This is a genomic window from Streptomyces paludis, assembly GCF_003344965.1.
Classification (GTDB): Bacteria; Actinomycetota; Actinomycetes; order Streptomycetales; family Streptomycetaceae; genus Streptomyces; species Streptomyces paludis.
On the sequence record NZ_CP031194.1, the window covers coordinates 6,466,504 to 6,484,825 of the forward strand.

Sequence of the window (18,322 nt, forward strand, 5' to 3'; positions counted from 1 at the left end):
GCCCCCGCCTCCCGCGCCCCGCCGCCTCGCGCCCGCCCCGCCGGGCCGGTCAGTGGACCGGGCGGAACGGGCCCCCGTGTGCCCGCCCCGTCCAGTGCTGGCCGGTGCCGCCGGTGTCGCCTGTACCGGCCGTCGTCGCGACGAGGGGATCGGCCTCGTGTGCACGGGCGGACCGCGCGCCGGGCTTCGTAATGGATCAGTCGTTCCACTCCACCCGCTCGCGGAAGTGGTGGAGCAAGCCGTACGGGTACGGCAGGGGGCGGGCGCTCGCTGTGTCGAGTCGCGCGGACTGGGCCGGGGTCAGGGACCAGCCGGTCGCGCCCAGATTGTCCGTCAGCTGGTCGAGCGTGCGCGCTCCGATGATCGGCGCGGTGACGCCCGGCCGTTCCAGCAGCCAGCGCAGGGCGACCTGGGCCGGGGTGCGGCCCGTCTCCTCCGCGAGGGCCAGGACGGTGTCGACCACCCGCCAGGTCTCCTCGTTGTCCCGTTCCCGCCACACCTCGCGGCCCTGCTCCCGCTGGGCCCGGGCGCCCCGGCTGCCGGCCGGGGGCTCGGTCATGCCGCGCCGGTACGTGCCGGACAGCCAGCCGGCCTGGAGCGGGCTCCACGGGATGATGCCGAGGCCCTCCGTCACGCTCAGCGGGGCCAGCTCCCACTCGACCTCGCGGGCGAGCAGGTTGTACAGCGGCTGGAGGCAGACGTACGGTTCCCAGCCGTGCGCGCGCGCCACGTCCAGCGAGCGCTGGAGCTGGGAGGCGGACAGGTTGCTGGCGCCCAGATAGCGGACCTTCCCCGAGGTCACGAGCGTGTCGAGGGTGGAGAGGGTCTCCTCTACCGGTGTGTGCGGGTCCCAGACATGCGTCTGGTAGAGGTCGATATGGTCCGTGCCCAGCCGGCGCAGGCTCGCCTCCACCGCCGAGATGATGTGCTTGCGGTTCAGCCCGCCCGAGTTCGACGCCGGGCCCATCGTGGCCCACACCTTCGTGGCGATCACCAGCCCGTCCCGGTCGCGCCCCTTCAGCCAGCCGCCGAGCACCTCCTCCGCGACACCGTGCCCGTACAGATCGGCCGTGTCGATGAAGGTGCCGCCCGCCTCGGTGAAGGCGTCGAGGATACGGTGCGCCTCGGCCTCGTCGTCCTTCGTGAAGGTCATCGTGCCCAGACACAGCTCGCTGACGCGGAGTCCCGTCCTGCCCAGATATCTCTGTTCCATGGCGAGGACGCTAGATGTTGAAGTGCACCCGAAGGCAAGGGAGTTGGGCCGGGCAGAGGCGCGTCATTTCCGGTCTCAGGCGTCCGCCAGCACCGCGCACGACTCCGCCGCCAGCCGCAGCACCCCGTCCCCGGCCGGCTCCGGCATACGGTCCCACGAGGCCAGTACGCGGAACCCGCCGCCGCCGTCGAGGGGGATCTCCACCGGCTCCCCCGACAGATTCACCGCCACCCGCAGCTCGCCCCTGCGGTACGTCAGCCAGCGCGCCGCCCCGTCGTACGCCACCCGTACCGCCGCCAGGTCCGGATCGGACAGGTCCGGCTGGCCGTGCCGGAGCGCGATCAGCTCGCCGTACCAGGCCAGCAGCCGTGCGTGCGGTTCCGTCACCCGCTCCGAGCGGTCCAGGCAGGAGCGGTCCCGGGTCGCCGGGTCCTGCGGGTCGGGGATGGACTCGGCCGCCCAGCCGTGCGCCGCGAACTCCCGCCGCCGGCCCTTGCTGATGGCCTCGGCCAGCACCGGATCGGGGTGGTCGGTGAAGAACTGCCAGGGGGTGGACGCGCCCCACTCCTCGCCCATGAAGAGCATCGGCGTGTGCGGCCCGGTCAGGACGAGCGTGGCGGCGCAGGCCAGCAGTCCGGGGGAGAGCGTGGCGGAGAGCCGGTCGCCCAGGGCGCGGTTGCCGATCTGGTCATGGGTCTGCGCGTAGCCGAGGAACCGGTGCGCGGGGGTGTCCGTACGGTCGACGGGCCGGCCGTGCGAGCGGCCCCGGAAGCTCGAATACGTACCGTCGTGGAAGAAGACACGGGTGAGTGTCTTGGCGAGCGCGGCGAGCGGATCGCGCGCGAAGTCGGCGTAGTAGCCCTGGGATTCACCGGTGAGCGCGGTGTGCAGGGCATGGTGGAAGTCGTCGTTCCACTGCGCGTGCAGCCCGAGCCCGCCGCGTGCGCGCGGGGTGGTCGTACGGGGGTCGTTGAGGTCGGACTCGGCGATCAGGAAGAGCGGGCGGCGCACGGCGCCGGAGAGTTCGTCGACCGCCGTGGACAGCTCCTCCAGGAACGTCAGCGCGCGGTCGTCCGCGAGCGCGTGCACGGCGTCCAGCCGCAGCCCGTCGAGCCGGAAGTCCCGCAGCCAGGCCAGCGCGCTGCCCAGCAGATACGCCCGCACCTCGTCCGAGCCGGGCGCGTCGAGATTGACGGCGGCGCCCCACGGTGTGTGGTGCGTATCGGTGAAGTACGGTCCGAAGCGCGGCAGATGGTTGCCGGCGGGCCCGAGGTGGTTGTGGACCACGTCGAGCACGACGCCCAGCCCGAGCGCGTGCGCCGCGTCGACGAAGCGCTTCAGACCCGCCGGGCCGCCGTACGGTTCGTGCACCGCCCAGAGCGATACGCCCTCGTACCCCCACCCGTGGGTCCCGGGGAAGGGACACACCGGCATCAGCTCGACATGGGTGATGCCCAGCTCGGCCAGCGGGGCGAGCCGGGCCGCCGCCGCGTCGAACGTGCCCTCGCGGGTGAACGTCCCGATGTGCAGCTCGTAGAGGACCGCGCCGGGCAGCCCCCGGCCCGGCCACGGGACGCGCCACTCGTACGCGTCCTGGTCGACGACGGCGCTGAGGCCGTCCGGGCCGTCCGGCTGGCGCCGGGAGCGCGGATCGGGGAGTACGGGCCCGCCGTCCAGCGCGAAGCCGTAGCGCGTGCTGTCGGCGGCGGCGCCGGGCGCCTCGGCCGTCCACCAGCCGGGACGCCCGGGGTCGGGGCGCATGGGCAGACCGGCGGGGGAGGTGTCGGCGGGGTCGGGGCCGGGTGGTGTGTCCGTGTCCGCGCCCGCGCCCGTGTCCGCGAACTTCAGCACGACCCCGTCCCGCGCCTGTGGTGCCCACACCTCGAACTGCACGGGCGGTTCCCCTCTGTCTGCTGTCCGGTGTCTCCCCTGTCTCCCCATGGTGGCAAGAGTGGCGGCGCGGGGCGCGGCGATCGCGGCGAATCGGGTGGAACGGGGGATCGTCTGGACACCTCGCGCCCGTCCGACGGACAATCACCAGCGTGACGTCCTCCCCCGAGTTCCACACGTACCCCGAGCGGCTCTCCGACGCCGAGCGGGACCGTGTGCTCGCGGTGCTCAGGGAGGGCGCGGCCCAGGGGAAGCTGTCCCACGACACCTTTCTGCGCCGGATGGATCTCGCGCTGGCCGCCCGCCGGGTCGAGGAGCTGAAGCCGCTCACCGCCGATCTCGACACCGAATCCCCTTGGTCCCGGCTGCTGTTCGGCACGGTGGGCCGGGTGTCGGCCTTCACCCAGCGGCTGCGCAGGACCTGGCAGGCGGAGAAGCTGCCGAAGCTGCTGCTGCCCCAGGCCGGCCCGTACCCACTGCGCATCGGCCGCGATCCGCTGAACGGACTGCGCCTCAGCCATGACACGGTCTCCCGGCTGCACGCCGAACTGACCCTGCGGGACGGGCTGTGGATCCTCCGCGACCTCGGCTCGACCAACGGCACCACCGTCAACGGGCGCCGGGTGACGACGACGGCCGTGGTGCGGGACGGGGACATGGTCGGCTTCGGGGAGATGACGTTCCGGCTCGCCTCGGACTGACCCGGACGCGTCTCGGACTGACCCGGAGTCGCCCGCGCTGACCCGGGCGCCCCCCGGACCGCCCCGGGCTCGCTCCGGGGGGCCCGGCCCGCCGTCACAGGGTGGGGGTGGAGACGACGGGCCGGGGGTCCCAGGGGCGTACGGGGTCAGTGGACCGTGCAGACCGGGACCGAGGCGTCCAGTGCGCCGCCGCTCCCGACGTAACTGAACGTCGCCGAGGCGCCTGGCGCCAGCTTGCCGTTCCAGTCGGCGTTATGGACCATGACCTGCTGTCCGCCGTAGGTGGCGCTGCCGTTCCAGAGGCTCTCCACCTTCTGGCCCGACGGCAGGGTGAACTCGACCATCCAGCCGAGGATCGTGTTCGGGCCGGTGTTCTTCACGGTGACATCGGCCTGGTAGCCGCCCGACCACGAGTTCGTGGCCTTGCGGGTGGAAGTGCAGGTCGCCGTCGGGTCGGTCGGCGGGTCGGTCGGGGTGGTGCCGGGCTCGCCCACGCCGGTCACCTCACCCTTGCCACCGTCGAAGACCACGTCCGAGCAGCTGTAGAACGTCTCGTTGCTGTCCGAGCGCTGCCACACCATGTAGATGATGTGCCGGCCGCTCTTGCCGCTCGGCAGATTGCCCTTCCACTTGTACGCGCCCTCGACCGTACCCACCTGGCCCGTGACGGCCGGGTGGTCGACGGTCAGGAACGGGCTGGACTCCAGCATGTCCCAGGTGAACGTCTTCGTGGGGTCGAAGCCGTCCTTGGTCACGTACACGTAGAACCAGCCCGGGTGCGCGGCCCAGGCGTTGTAGGAGAAGTCGAGCGACGCGCCCGAGGTGAGGTGGGTCAGCGGCCAGTCGTTACGGGCCGCGTTGTAGCCGCTGAACGTGGTGTTGCCACCGCTGCACTGCTGGCCGTCGGGGATGAAGCCCTTGGTCCGGCCGGCACCGTCGGAGCGCAGGACGGAGAACCAGTTGTAGAGCGGGGTGGTGCCGCTCTCCGCCACGGCGGCCTTACAGGCGGGGTTGATGGGTTTGATCTCACCGGTGCTGGTGAGGCCGTCGCGCCAGCACATGAACGTGCGGCTGGCGGGCTGCATCGGGGTGCCGTGGGCGTCCGAGGAGCCGCTGCTGGTCACGACCAGCGCGAGGGCGGGGAGGACGGCGAGCAGAACGAGGAGTACGACTCTGCGGGGATGGTTCGACAGCCACAGTGGGGGGCGTTTCATCGCGCGAGTCCCTTCGGCGAGTTGGACGCGGGTGGTGGTGCCGTTCGTGGTGTGCCGGGAGCCGGCGGGGCGACCGCCGTGAGCACGGACCGCCGTGATCACGAATTGAAGTGATCATGAATTGGAGTGATCATGACAATCGCTGGGGATGGGAGCGCTCCCATTTCGGAACGTAGCGCGGCTCCGGCACTCTGTAAACGCCTGGCGCACCGGTTTTTCCAGGCGGGCCCGCACCGCCGCCCTTCCGGCACGGGCCGGCCGTCCCTCAGACCGCCGACAGCAGCGCCACCGGCAGCCCCGCCAGCAGCTCGCCCAGCCGCACCGTCCCCGACACCTCGCTCCCCGTCAGCACATCCCGCCACCGCCCCGCCGGCAGCTCCAGCTCCGTGGCCCCCCAGCCGCCGGCCCGCTCCAGACCGTACGGAAGCCGTGTCACCACCGTCACCACCTTGCCGGTCCGCGCGAACGCCAGGCAGTGCGCCGCCGCCGGACCCGTCGCCGGCAGCGGGGTGTACGTCCCCGACTCGCCGAACACCCCGGGCCGCTCCCGGCGCAGCCGCAGCGCCGCCGTCGTCACCACCGTCCGGTCGTCCGGCGGGCCCGTCCGGAACGGCCGCCGGTTGTCCGGGTCCACCAGCGCCACGTACTCGCGCTCCGTGCCCTGGTAGAGATCGGGCACGCCCGGCATCGTCAGCTGCACCAGCGCCGCGCCGAGCGCCCCGGCCCGTACGTACGGCGCGAGCGCCCGGTTGAACTCGGCGACCGTCCGCCGTGCCTGCCCGGCCGGACCGGCCTCGACGAAGTCCGTCACCGCCCGCTCGTACAGCGGATCCGGCTCCGTCCAGCTGGTGTGCAGACCGGCCTCCCGTACGGACTTGAGCAGCGCGGGCACCATCCGCGCGCCCTCCGGGAGGCTGCCGTCCGACGCCGGGGTGAAGCCCACCGCCGTCTGCCACGCCTGCCACGCCACCTGCGGATCCGGCGCGGGCGCCCCCGTCGCGGCCGTCACCTCCGCGACCTGGTCCAGCAGTTCGTCCCACCGCTCCGGGCACTGGGACAGCACGGCGATCCCGGCCCGCACGTCCGCGCTGCGCTTGGTGTCGTGCGTGGTCAGCACCGTCCCGGTGGCCGGCCAGTCGCGCGCCAGCCGCAGGCAGTACGCGTGGAAGCGCTCCGGCGACACGGCGGGCTCCCCGGGATCGCCGCCCACCTCGTTCGCGGAGAGCAGCGGCACATAGCGGTAGAACGCCGTGTCCTCCACCGACTTGGCCCGCAGCGCGGACGCGGTCTGGGCGAAGCGCGCGCAGAACGCGGCCCGGTCGGGGCCCGGGCCGAGCCGGCCGAGGGCCAGCTCCCGCACCACGTCCACGGCCGTCGCCTCCCGCTCCACCGTGAACACCGCCTTCGCCTGCCGGACCGCCTCCTCCGGCACCGCCGCCTCCGCCGCCTCCGGGCAGGGGCCGCCCGCCGTCACGTACGGCCGGTAGACCGGCACCCGGACGAGCAGCTCCCGGACCGCCGTCCGCAGCGCCCACGGCGCGTGGTCGCGCAGCGCCGGGTCCGCCGCGCAGACCCGCTCCGCCGTCCGGACGAGCGCGTCGGTCTCGGCGGCCAGCTCGTGGAAGAGCACCTTGTACGCGGCCCGCCGCACGGTCCCCGGCCAGTAGCCGCCCCGGTCCCCGACGGGCGCCGCGATCTCGCGGTAGCGCCGCTCCAGCGCCGCCGCGCCCGCCGGGTCGGTGAAGACCCCGTCGATATGGCGCAGCGCGTCGTACCCGGTGGTCCCGGCGACCGGCCAGCCGGCCGGGAGCACCTCGTCGGCGGTGAGGATCTTCTCCACCACCGTCCAGCAGCCGCCGGTCGCCTCGTTCAGCCGGCGCAGATACGCCTCCGGGTCGGCGAGCCCGTCCGGGTGGTCGACGCGCAGCCCCTCGACCACCCCGTCCCGTACCAGCTCCAGGATCTTGGCGTGGGTCGCGTCGAACACCTCCGGGTCCTCGACGCGCAGCCCGATCAGCTCGGAGACGGTGAAGAACCGGCGGTAGTTCAGCTCCGTACGGGCCAGGCGCCACCACGCGAGCCGGTAGTGCTGGGCGTCCAGCAGCGCGGGCAGCGGGAGACGCTCCGTCCCGGGCGCCAGCGGGAAACGCAGCTCCGCGCCGTGGCACAGCTCGCCGTCCTCGACCCGCAGGGCGCCCAGCTCGTCCCCGACCGGGCCGGGCAGCACCGGCAGCAGCACCTTGCCGCCGCCCGCCGCCCAGTCGATGTCGAACCAGCGCGCGTACGGCGAGTCCGGGCCGTCCCGCAGCACCTCCCGCAGCGCCGTGTTGTGGCGGGGCGAGGCGGCCATGTGGTTGGGCACGATGTCGAGCACGATCCCCAGCCCGTACTCCCGCGCCCGCGCCGCCAGCTTCCGCAGCCCCTCCTCGCCGCCCAGCTCGGCCCGTACGGCACTGTGGTCGGTCACGTCGTAGCCGTGTGCCGAGCCGGGCACGGCCTCCAGGACCGGCGACAGATGGAGATGGGAGACCCCGAGCGCGGCGAGATACGGCACGACCCGCGCGGCCGCCGGGAACGGGAAGTCCGGCTGGAGCTGGAGCCGGTAGGTAGCGGTGGGCGTCATACGGACGTAAGTACCCCGGAAACCGGGTGATGCGCCATACGGGACAGCCGGTTGCTCATGCCTTGTCCGCATTACGGCGTGTACATGTACGGCGTGGTCGTGCCGAGCGACACGAATCCGAGGCGCCGCAGGACCGGCCGGCTGGTGTCCATCGCGTCGGCCTGGAGCCAGCGGTAGCCGCGCGCGGCGGCGATCCGGGCGCGGTAGGCGATCTGCGCCCGGTAGAGGCCCCGGCCGCGCCACTCCGGTACGGTGCCGCCGCCCCACAGCCCGGCGAACTCCACGCCCGGCGGCAGCTCCATCCGGGACGCGCTGACCGGGGTGACGCCCGCCATCACGACGACGGCGACGAGCGTGTCCGGGGCCTCGGCCAGCCGGGTCCGCAGCCGCTCGCGCAGCCGGGTGGCGTCGTCGCCGAACGCCCGCGCGTGCACGTCGGCCAGCAGGTCCACGCCCGCCGCGTCGGTCACGGGCAGCAGCCGTACGCCGTCCGGCAGTACGGCGCCGCCGCTCGTCGAGCCGCTCATCGAGGCGCTCACGGACGCGCTCTCCGCGACCATCACCTCCTCGGCGGGGCCCGGCACGAACCCGGCGGCCAGCAGGCGCCGCCCCAGGTCGGCGGGGCGGTCGTGCGCGTACAGCTTCCACTCGGCCTCAAGGCCGCGCGCGGCGAAGTACGCGGCCTGCTCGGCGACGGCCCGGTCGGCCGTGGCGCCGGTCAGGTCCGACCAGAGGACGCCGTTCCAGTCGTGCGCGCCGCCCACCTGCCGGACGACGTCCCCGGCCCGCTCCACGCGGACACCGGGGCCGTCGGGGAGCGCCCGCTCGCGCAGCTGGCGGTCGAAGGCGGCGCGTACCGCTTCCTGATCCATCCGGCCACTGGATCACCGGCCCGGGCGCGCGGCAACCGGATTTCCGTGCGGGGCGCTCCGGGCGAGGCGCTTCCGGCGCTCCCTACGCCGGCCGCATCAGGACCGTCATGCTCCGTCCGATCATCCTGATCCGCGCGCCCCCGTCGACCTTCTCCCCCTGCCCCGGAACCACCCCCTCCGGCCGCGCCGTGTCCACCACGAGCTGCCACCGCTCCCCGTGGTTGACCGGCACCACGAACTCCAGCTCCTCCGCGCTCGCGTTGAACATCAGCAGGAACGAGTCGTCCGAGATCGTCTCGCCGCGCGGCCCCGGCTCCGAGATCGCGTGCCCGTTGAGGAAGACCGACATGGCCTTGGCGTGCGCCGCCTGCCAGTCCTGCTGGGTCATCTCCTCGCCCTCCGGCGTGAACCACGAGATGTCCGACAGCTCGTCGTGCGTCCCCTCCATCGGGCGCCCGTGGAAGAACCGCCGGCGCCGGAAGACCGGATGGTCGCGCCGCAGCCACACCATCGTCCGGGTGAAGCGCAGCAGCGAGGAGTCACCCTCCGCGCCCTTCCCGGCCTTCTCCGGCCAGCGGACCCACGAGACCTCGTTGTCCTGGCAGTACGCGTTGTTGTTGCCGCCCTGCGTCCGGGCGAACTCGTCGCCGTGGCTGAGCATCGGCACGCCCTGGGAGAGCATCAGCGTCGCGACGAAGTTCCGCATCTGCCGCTCGCGCAGCTCCGCGATCCCCGGATCGTCGCTCTCGCCCTCGGCGCCGCAGTTCCACGACCGGTTGTGGCTCTCACCGTCCCGGTTGCCCTCGCCGTTCGCCTCGTTGTGCTTCTCGTTGTACGAGACGAGGTCGTTGAGGGTGAAGCCGTCGTGGCACGTGGTGAAGTTGATGGAGGCCAGCGGCCGGCGCCCGTCGTCCTGGTACAGATCGGAGGAGCCGGTCAGCCGGGACGCGAACTCGGCGAGCGTGCGGGGCTCGCCGCGCCACAGGTCCCGTACCGTATCGCGGTACTTGCCGTTCCACTCGGTCCACAGCGGCGGGAAGTTCCCCACCTGATAGCCGCCCTCGCCGACATCCCAGGGCTCGGCGATCAGCTTCACCTGGCTGACCACCGGGTCCTGCTGGACGAGGTCGAAGAACGACGACAGCCGGTCCACCTCGTGGAACTGGCGGGCCAGCGTCGCCGCGAGATCGAAGCGGAAGCCGTCGACATGCATCTCGGTCACCCAGTACCGCAGCGAGTCCATGATCAGCTGGAGTACGTGGGGGCTGCGCATCAGCAGCGAGTTCCCGGTGCCCGTGGTGTCCGTGTAGTAGCGCTGGTTCTCGCCGAGCCGGTAGTACTGCGCGTTGTCCAGGCCCCGGAAGGAGAGCGTCGGCCCCAGATGGTTGCCCTCGGCCGTGTGGTTGTAGACCACGTCGAGGATGACCTCGATCCCGGCGCGGTGCAGCGCCCGTACGGCCTGCTTGAACTCCAGCACCTGCTCGCCCCGGTCGCCCCAGGACGCGTAGGCGTTGTGCGGGGCGAAGAAGCCGATGGTGTTGTAGCCCCAGTAATTGGCGAGCCCGGCGTCCACCAGCCGGTGGTCGTTGACGAACTGGTGCACCGGCATCAGCTCCAGCGCGGTCACCCCCAGCTCCGTCAGATGCTCGATGACCGCCGGATGGGCCAGCCCCGCGTAGGTGCCGCGCAGCTCCTCGGGCAGCTCCGGGTGGAGCATGGTCAGGCCCTTCACATGGGCCTCGTAGAGGACGGTGCGGTGGTAGTCCGTACGGGGGAGCCGGTCGTCGCCCCAGTCGAAGTACGGGTTCACCACGACGGAGGACATCGTGTGCGGCGCCGAGTCCATGTCGTTGCGCGACTCCGGCCGGCCGAAGTGGTAGCCGTACACCGACTCGCCCCACTCGACGCTGCCGCTGATCGCACGCGCGTACGGATCGAGAAGCAGCTTGGCGGAGTTGCAGCGGTGGCCGCGCTCCGGCTCGTAGGGGCCGTGGGCCCGGAAGCCGTAGCGCTGTCCCGGCATGATGCCGGGCAGATAGGCGTGGCGTACGAAGGCGTCGGTCTCGCGCAGTTCCACCGCCGTTTCTGAACCGTCGTCGTGCAGCAGGCACAACTCGATCCGGTGGGCGGCCTCCGAGTAGACCGCGAAGTTGGTGCCGGCGCCGTCGTAGGTGGCGCCGAGGGGATACGCCTGTCCCGGCCAGACCTGCATAGATAGGACTCTTCCACTTCTGATCCGGGTGCTGCGGGCTTCTTGCGCCAGATCTTCCCCGAAATCGGCGCCGCCACCTAGGACCCGGAGGTGTTCTCGGCGCTTCTTGCCCTGTGTCAACGCCGGGGGTCAACCCGGTGCCGCGTGCCGTCGTGCGGGTGACGCAGCGGCTCCGGAGGCCGGCTCAGCCGTCCCGTCCGCGTTACGCCGTCCCTTCCGCCCCGTCGCGGACCGGGCGCAATCGCCATGAATCATCTCACCGCATCCCAAGTCGGAACTTCAAACATGCCCATGAACACCGGAGTTGGGAAAGGAGCCTGTGCATCCTGCTGCACCGTCTCCGCTCGGCGGAGTACCCTTCCTTGATCGTTGAATAGGGAGAGAAGGCGGGTGCGCGGGTGAGCGGGGGAGGGCTGGAGCTGCCGCCCGGTGACGCAGGTCACGCGGGGGAATCCGGCGACATACCACCCGGAGCGGTCTCCCTCGCGCGGCCGATGGAGATCGGCGCGGAGCTGGACTGGGGCGCGGACGCCTGGAGCGAGGTCCGTACGCGCGCCCAGCGTGCCGGGCGGGCCTATATCTGGCTGAATCTGGTGGAGCAGCGCCTGCGCGCCGTCGTCGCCGCCGTCCTGCGGCCCATCTACGACCCCGTGCACGGCGAGGAGTGGGTGGTCGCCGCCGCAGGCCCCGCCGGGCAGGAGTGGGTGCAGCGCGCCGTCGCCGTACGGGAGGTGTCGCGGCGCAAGGGCTATCTCCTCGACCCCGCCGACGACAATGTGCTCAGCTTCCTGACCCTCCCGCAGCTGCGGGAGCTGATGATCCAGCACTGGCCCTGCTTCCAGCCCTATTTCGACGACCGCCGCGATGTGGAGCTGGCCCTCGACGAGCTGGAGGTCACCCGGAACGTCGTCTCGCGCAACCGGGCGCTCAACGAGACGGTCCTCGCCCAGGCCGAACGGGCCTCCGCCCGGCTGCTGGAGATCCTCGGCGCCGGCGGCGGCACCCCGTCGTCCGGGCGGCTGCGGGTCGACGCGGTCGAGGACCTGGTGGGCGACCGGTACGGCGATGTCGTCTCCGTCCACTCCGACCGGGTCCGGCTCCAGCGGCAGATCCCGGCGGAGGACCTCTTCGGCGGCGCCCGGCGTGTCGACGCCATCGGTATCGGGCTCAACCTCCTCGTCCAGAACTTCTCCGGGCGCCGGCTGATCCGGCTCGCCGAGTCCGGCTGCCGGATACGGCTCCTTTTCCTCAACCCGGCGAGCAGCGCCGTCCGGCGCCGCGAACGCGAACTGGGGCTGCGCAAGAGCGAGCTGAGCCGCTCGGTGGAGATGAACATCCTCCATATGCGGCGGGTACGGTCCAAGCTGCGCGACCCGGGCGCCTTCGAGATCCATGTCTTCGACGAGACACCGCGCTTCACCGCGTATCTGGTCGACGGCGACGGCCCCGACGGGCTGGCCGTCGTCCAGTCCTATCTGCGCCGGGCGCGCGGGATGGAGGCACCGGTGCTCGTGCTGCGCGGCGGCGGGCGTGAGGTGGTGCGTACGGGGCAGGACACCGAACACGGACTCTTCCAGACCTACCGCGAGGAGTTCGAGTCGGTCTGGACGGACTCCCGCCCGGTCTCCTGAGGCGGGGTGCCGGGGCTGGGCCGGGGGCGTTGTCAGTGGCGCGTGGCAGGGTGAAAGTCCAACGGGGGAAGCGCCACCGCGGTGATGAGGGAGGGGCCACGATGTCTTGGCATGGAGAAACGCTGGTCGGATTCGATCTGGAGACGACGGGTACGGAGCCGCTGGAGGCCCGGATCGTGACGGCCGCGGTCGTCGAGGTCAGGGGCGGTGAGGTGATCCGGCAGCGGGGCTGGCTCGCCGACCCGGGCATCCGCATCCCCGCGCAGGCGTCCGCCGTCCACGGCATCAGCAGCGAACGGGCCGCCGCCGAGGGCCGCCCGGCCGCCGAGGTCGCGGGCGAGATCGGCGCGCTGCTCGGCGACTACTGGGCCCGCGGCGTGCCCGTCGTGGCGTACAACGCCAGCTTTGACCTGACGCTGCTCACGGCCGAGCTGCGCCGGCACGGACTGCCGCCGCTCCAGCCGGTCGGGCCGGTCATCGACCCGTACACGATCGACCGCGCCGTCGACCGCTACCGGCGCGGCAAGCGCACGCTGGAGGCCGTCTGCGGGGAGTACGGAGTGGTGCTCGACGCGGCGCACGAGGCGGGCGCCGACGCGCTGGCGGCCGTCCGGGTGGCGATCGCGATAGCCGAGCGGCACCCGTCGGTCGCCGCACTGGACCCGGCGGGGCTGCACGAGCGGCAGATCACCTGGTACGCGCGATGGGCGGCCGACTTCCAGGACTTCCTGCGCCGGAAGGGCGACGCGGACGCGGTGATCGACACGGTCTGGCCGGTACGGGAGCCGGCACCGGCCGCCGCGCCGGCCGCGCCGACGGTGACCTCGGCGTCCTGAGCGGGCGGCGCGGCGCCGTCCCGTTCCGTCATGTCCCGCCCGTTCGTGGCCCGTTGGTCCGGGTCCTGTTCTCTCAGAACGGGTACCAGCGCACCTCGGGATCGTCCTGGCGCAGCGAGGCGACCCTCCGGCGGAACTCGTCGAGCGCCTTGGGGTTGGCGGGGGCGTGCTGCGCCACCCAGGCACAGCTGGCGGTCTCCCGCGCTCCGCGCAGCACCGGACAGCCGGACCACTCGCGCACGTCCCAGCCGTAGGTCTCCGTGAAGGTGTCGTACGCCTCGGCGGAGAGCCCGTACCGGTCCCGGGACAGGGCCATGACCACCAGATCGTGTTCCCGGAAGTCGGCGGAGAAGGTCTCCAGATCGACCAGGACCGGTCCGTCGGGGCCGACATGGACATTGCGCGGCAGCGCGTCGCCATGGATCGGCCCGGTCGGCAGCTGCGGTACGAGCGTGGCCGCCGCCTCCGCGAAGCCGTCCCGGCGGCCGCGCAGATAGTCGGCGTCGGCCGGGTCGATCGCGTCACCCGCGATCCGCAGCCAGCGCTCGACACCGCCGAGCAGCTCCCGGCGGGGCAGCGCGAGGGCGGCGGGCGCGGGCAGCGCGTGGACCAGCCGCAGCAGGGACGCCAGATCGGCCGGCCCGGCCGGACGTACGGCGGCGGGCAGCCGGTGCCAGAGCGTCAGCGGATGGCCGTCCACCGACCGCGCCGCCGGCTCCGCCGCCCGTACGGCCGGAATGCCCGACGCGGCGAGCCAGGACGCGAGGGACACCTCCCGCCGTGCCCGGTCGAACAGCTCGGGGTGGTCGGCGGCGTTCCGGCCGATCTTCACGACCAGCCCGTCGTCCGTCGCGAAGACCGCGTTCTCGCCGAGCGCCAGCAGTTCCGCGTCGCGCGGCAGTCCGGCCAGGGCGAGCAGCTCACGCGCCCGCGTCTCGATCATCGTTGGCTCACTTACTTCCGTGGTCGGTCGCTTTCGGCTGGTCAGAGTCTCGCATCCGGCCACCCCGGCACCGTACGGCGGATATTGCATAGACGAGACGTATCGTCTCGTCTATGGTGGATGCATGACCGCATCAGAGCGTGCCCATATCGCCATGTTCTGCATCGCCGCCCATGGCCATGTGAACCCGAGCCTCGACATCATCCGCGAGCTGGTCGCCCGGGGACACCGGGTCAGCTACGCGATTCCCGCGATCTTCGCCGAGAAGATCGCGGCGACCGGCGCCGAGCCGGTCGTGTACACCTCGGTGCTGCCGACCCCGGACGACGACCCCTCGGCCTGGGGCACGGAACTGGTCGACAATCTGGAACCGTTCCTGACCGACGCCGTGCAGGCGCTGCCGCAGCTGGCCGACGCGTTCGAGGACGACCGGCCCGATCTGGTCCTCGGGGACACCACCTCGTTCCCGGCGCCCGTCCTCGCCCGCCGCTGGGGCGTTCCCTTCCTCCAGTTCTCCACCCATATGGTCGCCTGGGAGGGGTACGAGAAGGAGGTCGGTGAGCCCATGCTCGCAGCGCTGGACGCGACCGAGCGCGGCCGGGCGTACCGGGCGCGGTTCGCGGGCTGGCTCCGGGAGAACGGGATGGACCGCACGGAGCGGGACTTCCTGACCGGCCGCCGCCACGAGCGCACCCTCGCCCTGATCCCCCGGGCGCTCCAGCACCGCGCCGACCTGGTCGACGAGTCCGCCGTCACCTTCGTCGGCTCCTGCCGGCCCGCGCCCGCGGACCAGGAGGAGTGGCACCGGCCCGCCGGCGCGGAGAAGGTGCTGCTGGTCTCGCTCGGCTCGGCGTTCACCAAGCAGCCGGCGTTCTACCGCGCGTGCGTCGAGGCGTTCGGCGGCTTGCCCGGGTGGCATGTCGTCCTCCAGATCGGCAAGAACGTCGAGGAGAGCGAGCTGGGCCCCGTTCCGGCGAACATCGAGGTGTCCCCCTGGGTGCCCCAGCTCTCCGTACTCCGGCAGGCCGACGCCTTCATCACCCACGCGGGCGCCGGCGGCAGTCAGGAGGGGCTCGCGACGGCCACCCCGATGGTCGCCGTACCGCAGGCCGCCGACCAGTTCGGCAACGCGGACACGCTCGTCTCGCTCGGCGTCGCCCGCCGGATCGACATGGCGGACGCCACCCCCGAGGCGCTGCGGGCCGCGGTCCTCGCGCTGGCCGCCGACCCCTCGGTGGCGGAGCGGCTCGGGGCCATCCGGCGGGAGATGGCGGCGGAGGGCGGCACACGCGGGGCCGCCGACCTGATCGAGGAGGCGCTGTCAGTGGGGGCTCCTATCGTGGCCCCATGAGCACGACGACCACACCGAGCACACCGGCCGCCGCCACGAGGTCCTACGCCGCGTTGCTGCGCGGCATCAATGTGAGCGGCCACAAGCGGGTCCCGATGGCCGAGCTGCGGGACCTGCTCACCGGACTGGGCCACGGCGGCGTCCGTACGTATCTCCAGAGCGGCAACGCCGTCTTCACCAGCGCGGCCACGGACGAGCGGGCCCTCGCGACCGCGCTGGAGCGGGCCGTCGAGGAGCGTTTCGGGTTCCCCGTCGACTGTCTGGTGCGCGACGCCGCGTATCTGCGGGCGGTGGCCGACGCGTGCCCGTTCCCCGCCGACCGGCTGGAGGGCAGACAGCTCCACTGCACCTTTTTCTCCGAGCCGGTCGCCCCGGACCGGCTCGCGTCGGTCGACCCGGCCGCCTATCTGCCCGAGGAGTTCCGGCTCGGCGACCGGGCGCTGTATCTGTACGCGCCCAACGGCCTCGGCCGCTCCAAGCTGGCGGAGGCGCTGGCCCGGCCGGCCCTCCTCCGGGGCACCACGGCCACCAGCCGCAACTGGAACACCGTCCGCGAACTGGTCGGACTGACCGGCGGCTGAGCATCGGAGAGAGCAAGCCCGCCCCCGAGGACAACGGCCGCGACGGCAGCCCGCGTTCAGCCGGCCGCGCGCGGTACGGGGACGGCGCGCCCGGCGCGGGCCGTCCATCTGCCCTCCGTACGGGAGATCCGTACCGGATGCCCGAAGCACTCGCTGACCCGCTCCGTGGTGAGCACGTCGTCCGCGGGGCCCGCGCCCACACAGCGGCCGGCGCGCAGCAGCATCGCGTGGGTGGTCGACGCGGGCAGCTCCTCCAGATGGTGCGTGACCAGCACGGTCGCCAGCTCCGGGTGCTCCAGCCGCAGCGCGTCCAGCGCGGTGAGCAGCTGCTCGCGGGCGGCGAGATCGAGCCCGGTGGCCGGCTCGTCGAGCAGCAGCAGCCGCGGCCGGGGCATCAGGGCGCGCGCGATCAGCGTACGGCCGCGCTCGCCCTGCGAGAGCGTCGGCCAGCGCGCCTCCTCCTTGCCCGCCATCCCCAGCATCTCCAGCAGCTCCCCGGCCCGCGCGCGCTCCCGCGCCGACGGCGACCAGCGCGGCACCGGCTCCACGGAGTTCGTCAGCCCGGTCAGCACCACCTCGCGGACCCGCAGCGGCGACCGCAGCGGATGCCGGGGATTGACATGGCCGAGCAGCGCGCGCAGCTCCCGCAGATCGATCCGGCCGAGCGCCTCACCCAGGATCTCCACCGTGCCCCGGGTGGGATGCGTGACCGCGCCCACCATCCCCAGCAGAGTGCTCTTGCCCGCGCCGTTGGCACCGAGCAGCGCCCAGTGCTCCCCGGCACACACGGTCAGGGAGACCGCGTCCAGCAGCAGTTTTCCGTCACGGACGACATCGACGTCCTTCGCGTGCACGACAGTGGTCATGCGGGCGTACTCCTCACTTCGCGTCCATCGCTGTCACAGCCTGGCCGGACACGGCCCGGCGGAACCGGTGCCGCGGGTGAGGGCACGTACGGGGAGAGCGGCCGGTCCTGGTGTCTCCGGACCGGGCCCGCCAATTCTACGGGCACGGACTACGCTCGCTCTCCGATGCCGGAGACGGAGTACCGGACCCGGTACCCGGGGGGAACGGAGTCACGATGCGCTACATCATCATCGGAGCCGGCGCGGTCGGCGGTGCCATCGGCGGCCGGCTCGCGGAGGCCGGGCAGGAGGTGGTGCTCGTCGCGCGCGGCGCGCACCACGCGGCGCTGCGCGAGCGCGGGCTGACGTTCACCACGCCCGAGGGCACCCGGACGCACCGGCTGCCGGTGGCCGACCGGCCCGAGGCGCTCGATCTGCGGAGCGACGACGTCCTGGTGCTCGCCGTGAAGACACAGGACAGCGTGGCGGCGCTGGACGCCTGGTCCGTACGGCCGGTCGAAGGCGCGGGTACGGGCACCGCCGGGGAGCTGCTGCCGCTGGTCTGCGCGCAGAACGGGGTCGAGAGCGAGCGCCTCGCCCTGCGCCGCTTCCGGCGGGTGTACGGCATGTGCGTCTGGCTGCCCGCGACCCATGTCGAGCCCGGCGCGGTCATCGCGCCGTGCGCCCCGTACACCGGCATGCTGCACCTCGGCCGCTATCCGGAGGGCACCGACGCGACCGCGCACGCCATCGCGGCGGACCTGGAGAAGGGCCGGCTCCTCGCCCCCGTCGTGCCGGACGTCATGCGCTGGAAGTACGCCAAACTCCTGGGCAACCTCGTCAACGCGGTGGAGGCCCTCACCGGCGCGGCCGGTGACGAGGCCGCGGATCTCGTCGGGCGCGCGCGGGCCGAGGGGCGCGCCGTACTCGCCGCCGCGGGCATCCCGTACACCGGCGACGAGGAGCAGGCCGAGGCCAGGAACGGCCGGATGGACATCGACCCGGCCACCGGCGGCGGACGGCGCGGCGGCTCGTCCTGGCAGAGCCTCAGCCGTGGTACGGGCACGATCGAGGCGGACTACCTCAACGGCGAGATCGTGCTCCTCGGCCGGCTCCACGGCGTCCCGACCCCGGTCAACGAGACGCTCGGACGCCTCGCCGGCACCTTCGCCCGCGAGCGCCGCCCGGCGGGATCGCTGACCGTCGCCGAACTCACCGCGTACGTCGGGCACTAGACCGCGCACGTCGGGCACCAGCGCGGCCGGCGGCTAGCGCGGTCAGCGGCCCCGGAACCCTATTCCGGGCCACAACCGCCCCTTGGAGTGAAGCTCACCCCATGGGCTGTCGGGCCTCGCGCCCCGGAGCGACACTGACACCCCGGAGGTCCCGGAGGTCTCGGAGGTGACGGAA

14 protein-coding genes are annotated in these 18,322 nt (G+C 72.8%); 6 read left to right on the forward strand and 8 right to left on the reverse strand.

Annotated elements, in window-relative coordinates; all coding sequences use genetic code 11:
- Positions 1-196 precede the first annotated feature (196 nt).
- Positions 197-1,213, reverse strand: a complete 1,017-nt coding sequence (locus DVK44_RS28605; protein ID WP_114663329.1) for an aldo/keto reductase — start codon at positions 1,211-1,213, stop codon at positions 197-199.
- 75 nt (positions 1,214-1,288) lie between these two features.
- Entirely contained in the window at positions 1,289-3,106 is a 1,818-nt protein-coding gene (treZ, locus tag DVK44_RS28610) for a malto-oligosyltrehalose trehalohydrolase (protein ID WP_114663331.1), read from the reverse strand.
- A gap of 149 nt (positions 3,107-3,255) precedes the next feature.
- On the opposite strand from treZ, the gene DVK44_RS28615 reads away from it, so the two are divergent.
- Positions 3,256-3,804, forward strand: a complete 549-nt coding sequence (locus DVK44_RS28615) for a DUF1707 and FHA domain-containing protein (protein WP_114663333.1) — start codon at positions 3,256-3,258, stop codon at positions 3,802-3,804.
- A gap of 146 nt (positions 3,805-3,950) precedes the next feature.
- Here DVK44_RS28615 and DVK44_RS28620 read toward each other — a convergent pair whose 3' ends face one another.
- The 4 genes from DVK44_RS28620 to glgX form a co-directional block, all read right to left on the reverse strand.
- Positions 3,951-5,018, reverse strand: coding sequence for a lytic polysaccharide monooxygenase (locus DVK44_RS28620; protein ID WP_114665507.1), 1,068 nt, complete (start codon positions 5,016-5,018; stop codon positions 3,951-3,953).
- Between the two features lie 265 nt (positions 5,019-5,283).
- A complete protein-coding gene (gene treY, locus DVK44_RS28625; protein WP_114663335.1) occupies positions 5,284-7,641 on the reverse strand; it encodes a malto-oligosyltrehalose synthase in 2,358 nt (785 codons plus the stop codon).
- A 71-nt stretch (positions 7,642-7,712) separates the two neighbouring features.
- Positions 7,713-8,513 carry a GNAT family N-acetyltransferase gene (locus DVK44_RS28630; RefSeq protein ID WP_114663337.1) on the reverse strand — a complete coding sequence of 267 codons (801 nt, stop codon included), beginning with the start codon at positions 8,511-8,513 and terminating at the stop codon, positions 7,713-7,715.
- A gap of 82 nt (positions 8,514-8,595) precedes the next feature.
- Entirely contained in the window at positions 8,596-10,725 is a 2,130-nt protein-coding gene (gene glgX / locus DVK44_RS28635; RefSeq protein ID WP_114663339.1) for a glycogen debranching protein GlgX, read from the reverse strand.
- A 398-nt stretch (positions 10,726-11,123) separates the two neighbouring features.
- Here glgX and DVK44_RS28640 point away from each other — a divergent pair, with 398 nt between their 5' ends.
- Both DVK44_RS28640 and DVK44_RS28645 read left to right on the forward strand, forming a co-directional pair.
- Positions 11,124-12,356 (forward strand): SAV2148 family HEPN domain-containing protein, encoded by a 1,233-nt coding sequence (locus tag DVK44_RS28640; protein WP_114663340.1) that lies wholly within the window; start codon positions 11,124-11,126, stop codon positions 12,354-12,356.
- Between the two features lie 101 nt (positions 12,357-12,457).
- Positions 12,458-13,192, forward strand: coding sequence for a 3'-5' exonuclease (locus DVK44_RS28645; RefSeq protein WP_114663342.1), 735 nt, complete (start codon positions 12,458-12,460; stop codon positions 13,190-13,192).
- A 73-nt stretch (positions 13,193-13,265) separates the two neighbouring features.
- Here the strand turns inward: DVK44_RS28645 and DVK44_RS28650 are convergent, their stop codons facing one another.
- Complete coding sequence (locus DVK44_RS28650; protein WP_114663344.1) at positions 13,266-14,135, reverse strand: phosphotransferase enzyme family protein; 870 nt, start codon at positions 14,133-14,135, stop codon at positions 13,266-13,268.
- A gap of 124 nt (positions 14,136-14,259) precedes the next feature.
- On the opposite strand from DVK44_RS28650, the gene DVK44_RS28655 reads away from it, so the two are divergent.
- Positions 14,260-15,486, forward strand: a complete 1,227-nt coding sequence (locus tag DVK44_RS28655) for a macrolide family glycosyltransferase (protein ID WP_114663345.1) — start codon at positions 14,260-14,262, stop codon at positions 15,484-15,486.
- The gene (locus tag DVK44_RS28660) at positions 15,483-16,067 is read left to right on the forward strand and encodes a DUF1697 domain-containing protein (protein ID WP_114663347.1); all 585 of its coding nucleotides are present in this window, start codon (positions 15,483-15,485) and stop codon (positions 16,065-16,067) included. The genes DVK44_RS28655 and DVK44_RS28660 overlap by 4 nt, the downstream gene beginning before the upstream one ends.
- Before the next feature lie 56 nt (positions 16,068-16,123).
- Here DVK44_RS28660 and DVK44_RS28665 read toward each other — a convergent pair whose 3' ends face one another.
- Positions 16,124-16,933, reverse strand: a complete 810-nt coding sequence (locus DVK44_RS28665; protein WP_114663349.1) for an ABC transporter ATP-binding protein — start codon at positions 16,931-16,933, stop codon at positions 16,124-16,126.
- 215 nt (positions 16,934-17,148) lie between these two features.
- Here DVK44_RS28665 and DVK44_RS28670 point away from each other — a divergent pair, with 215 nt between their 5' ends.
- Positions 17,149-18,147, forward strand: a complete 999-nt coding sequence (locus DVK44_RS28670; protein WP_114663351.1) for a ketopantoate reductase family protein — start codon at positions 17,149-17,151, stop codon at positions 18,145-18,147.
- The last annotated feature ends 175 nt before the right edge of the window (positions 18,148-18,322 follow it).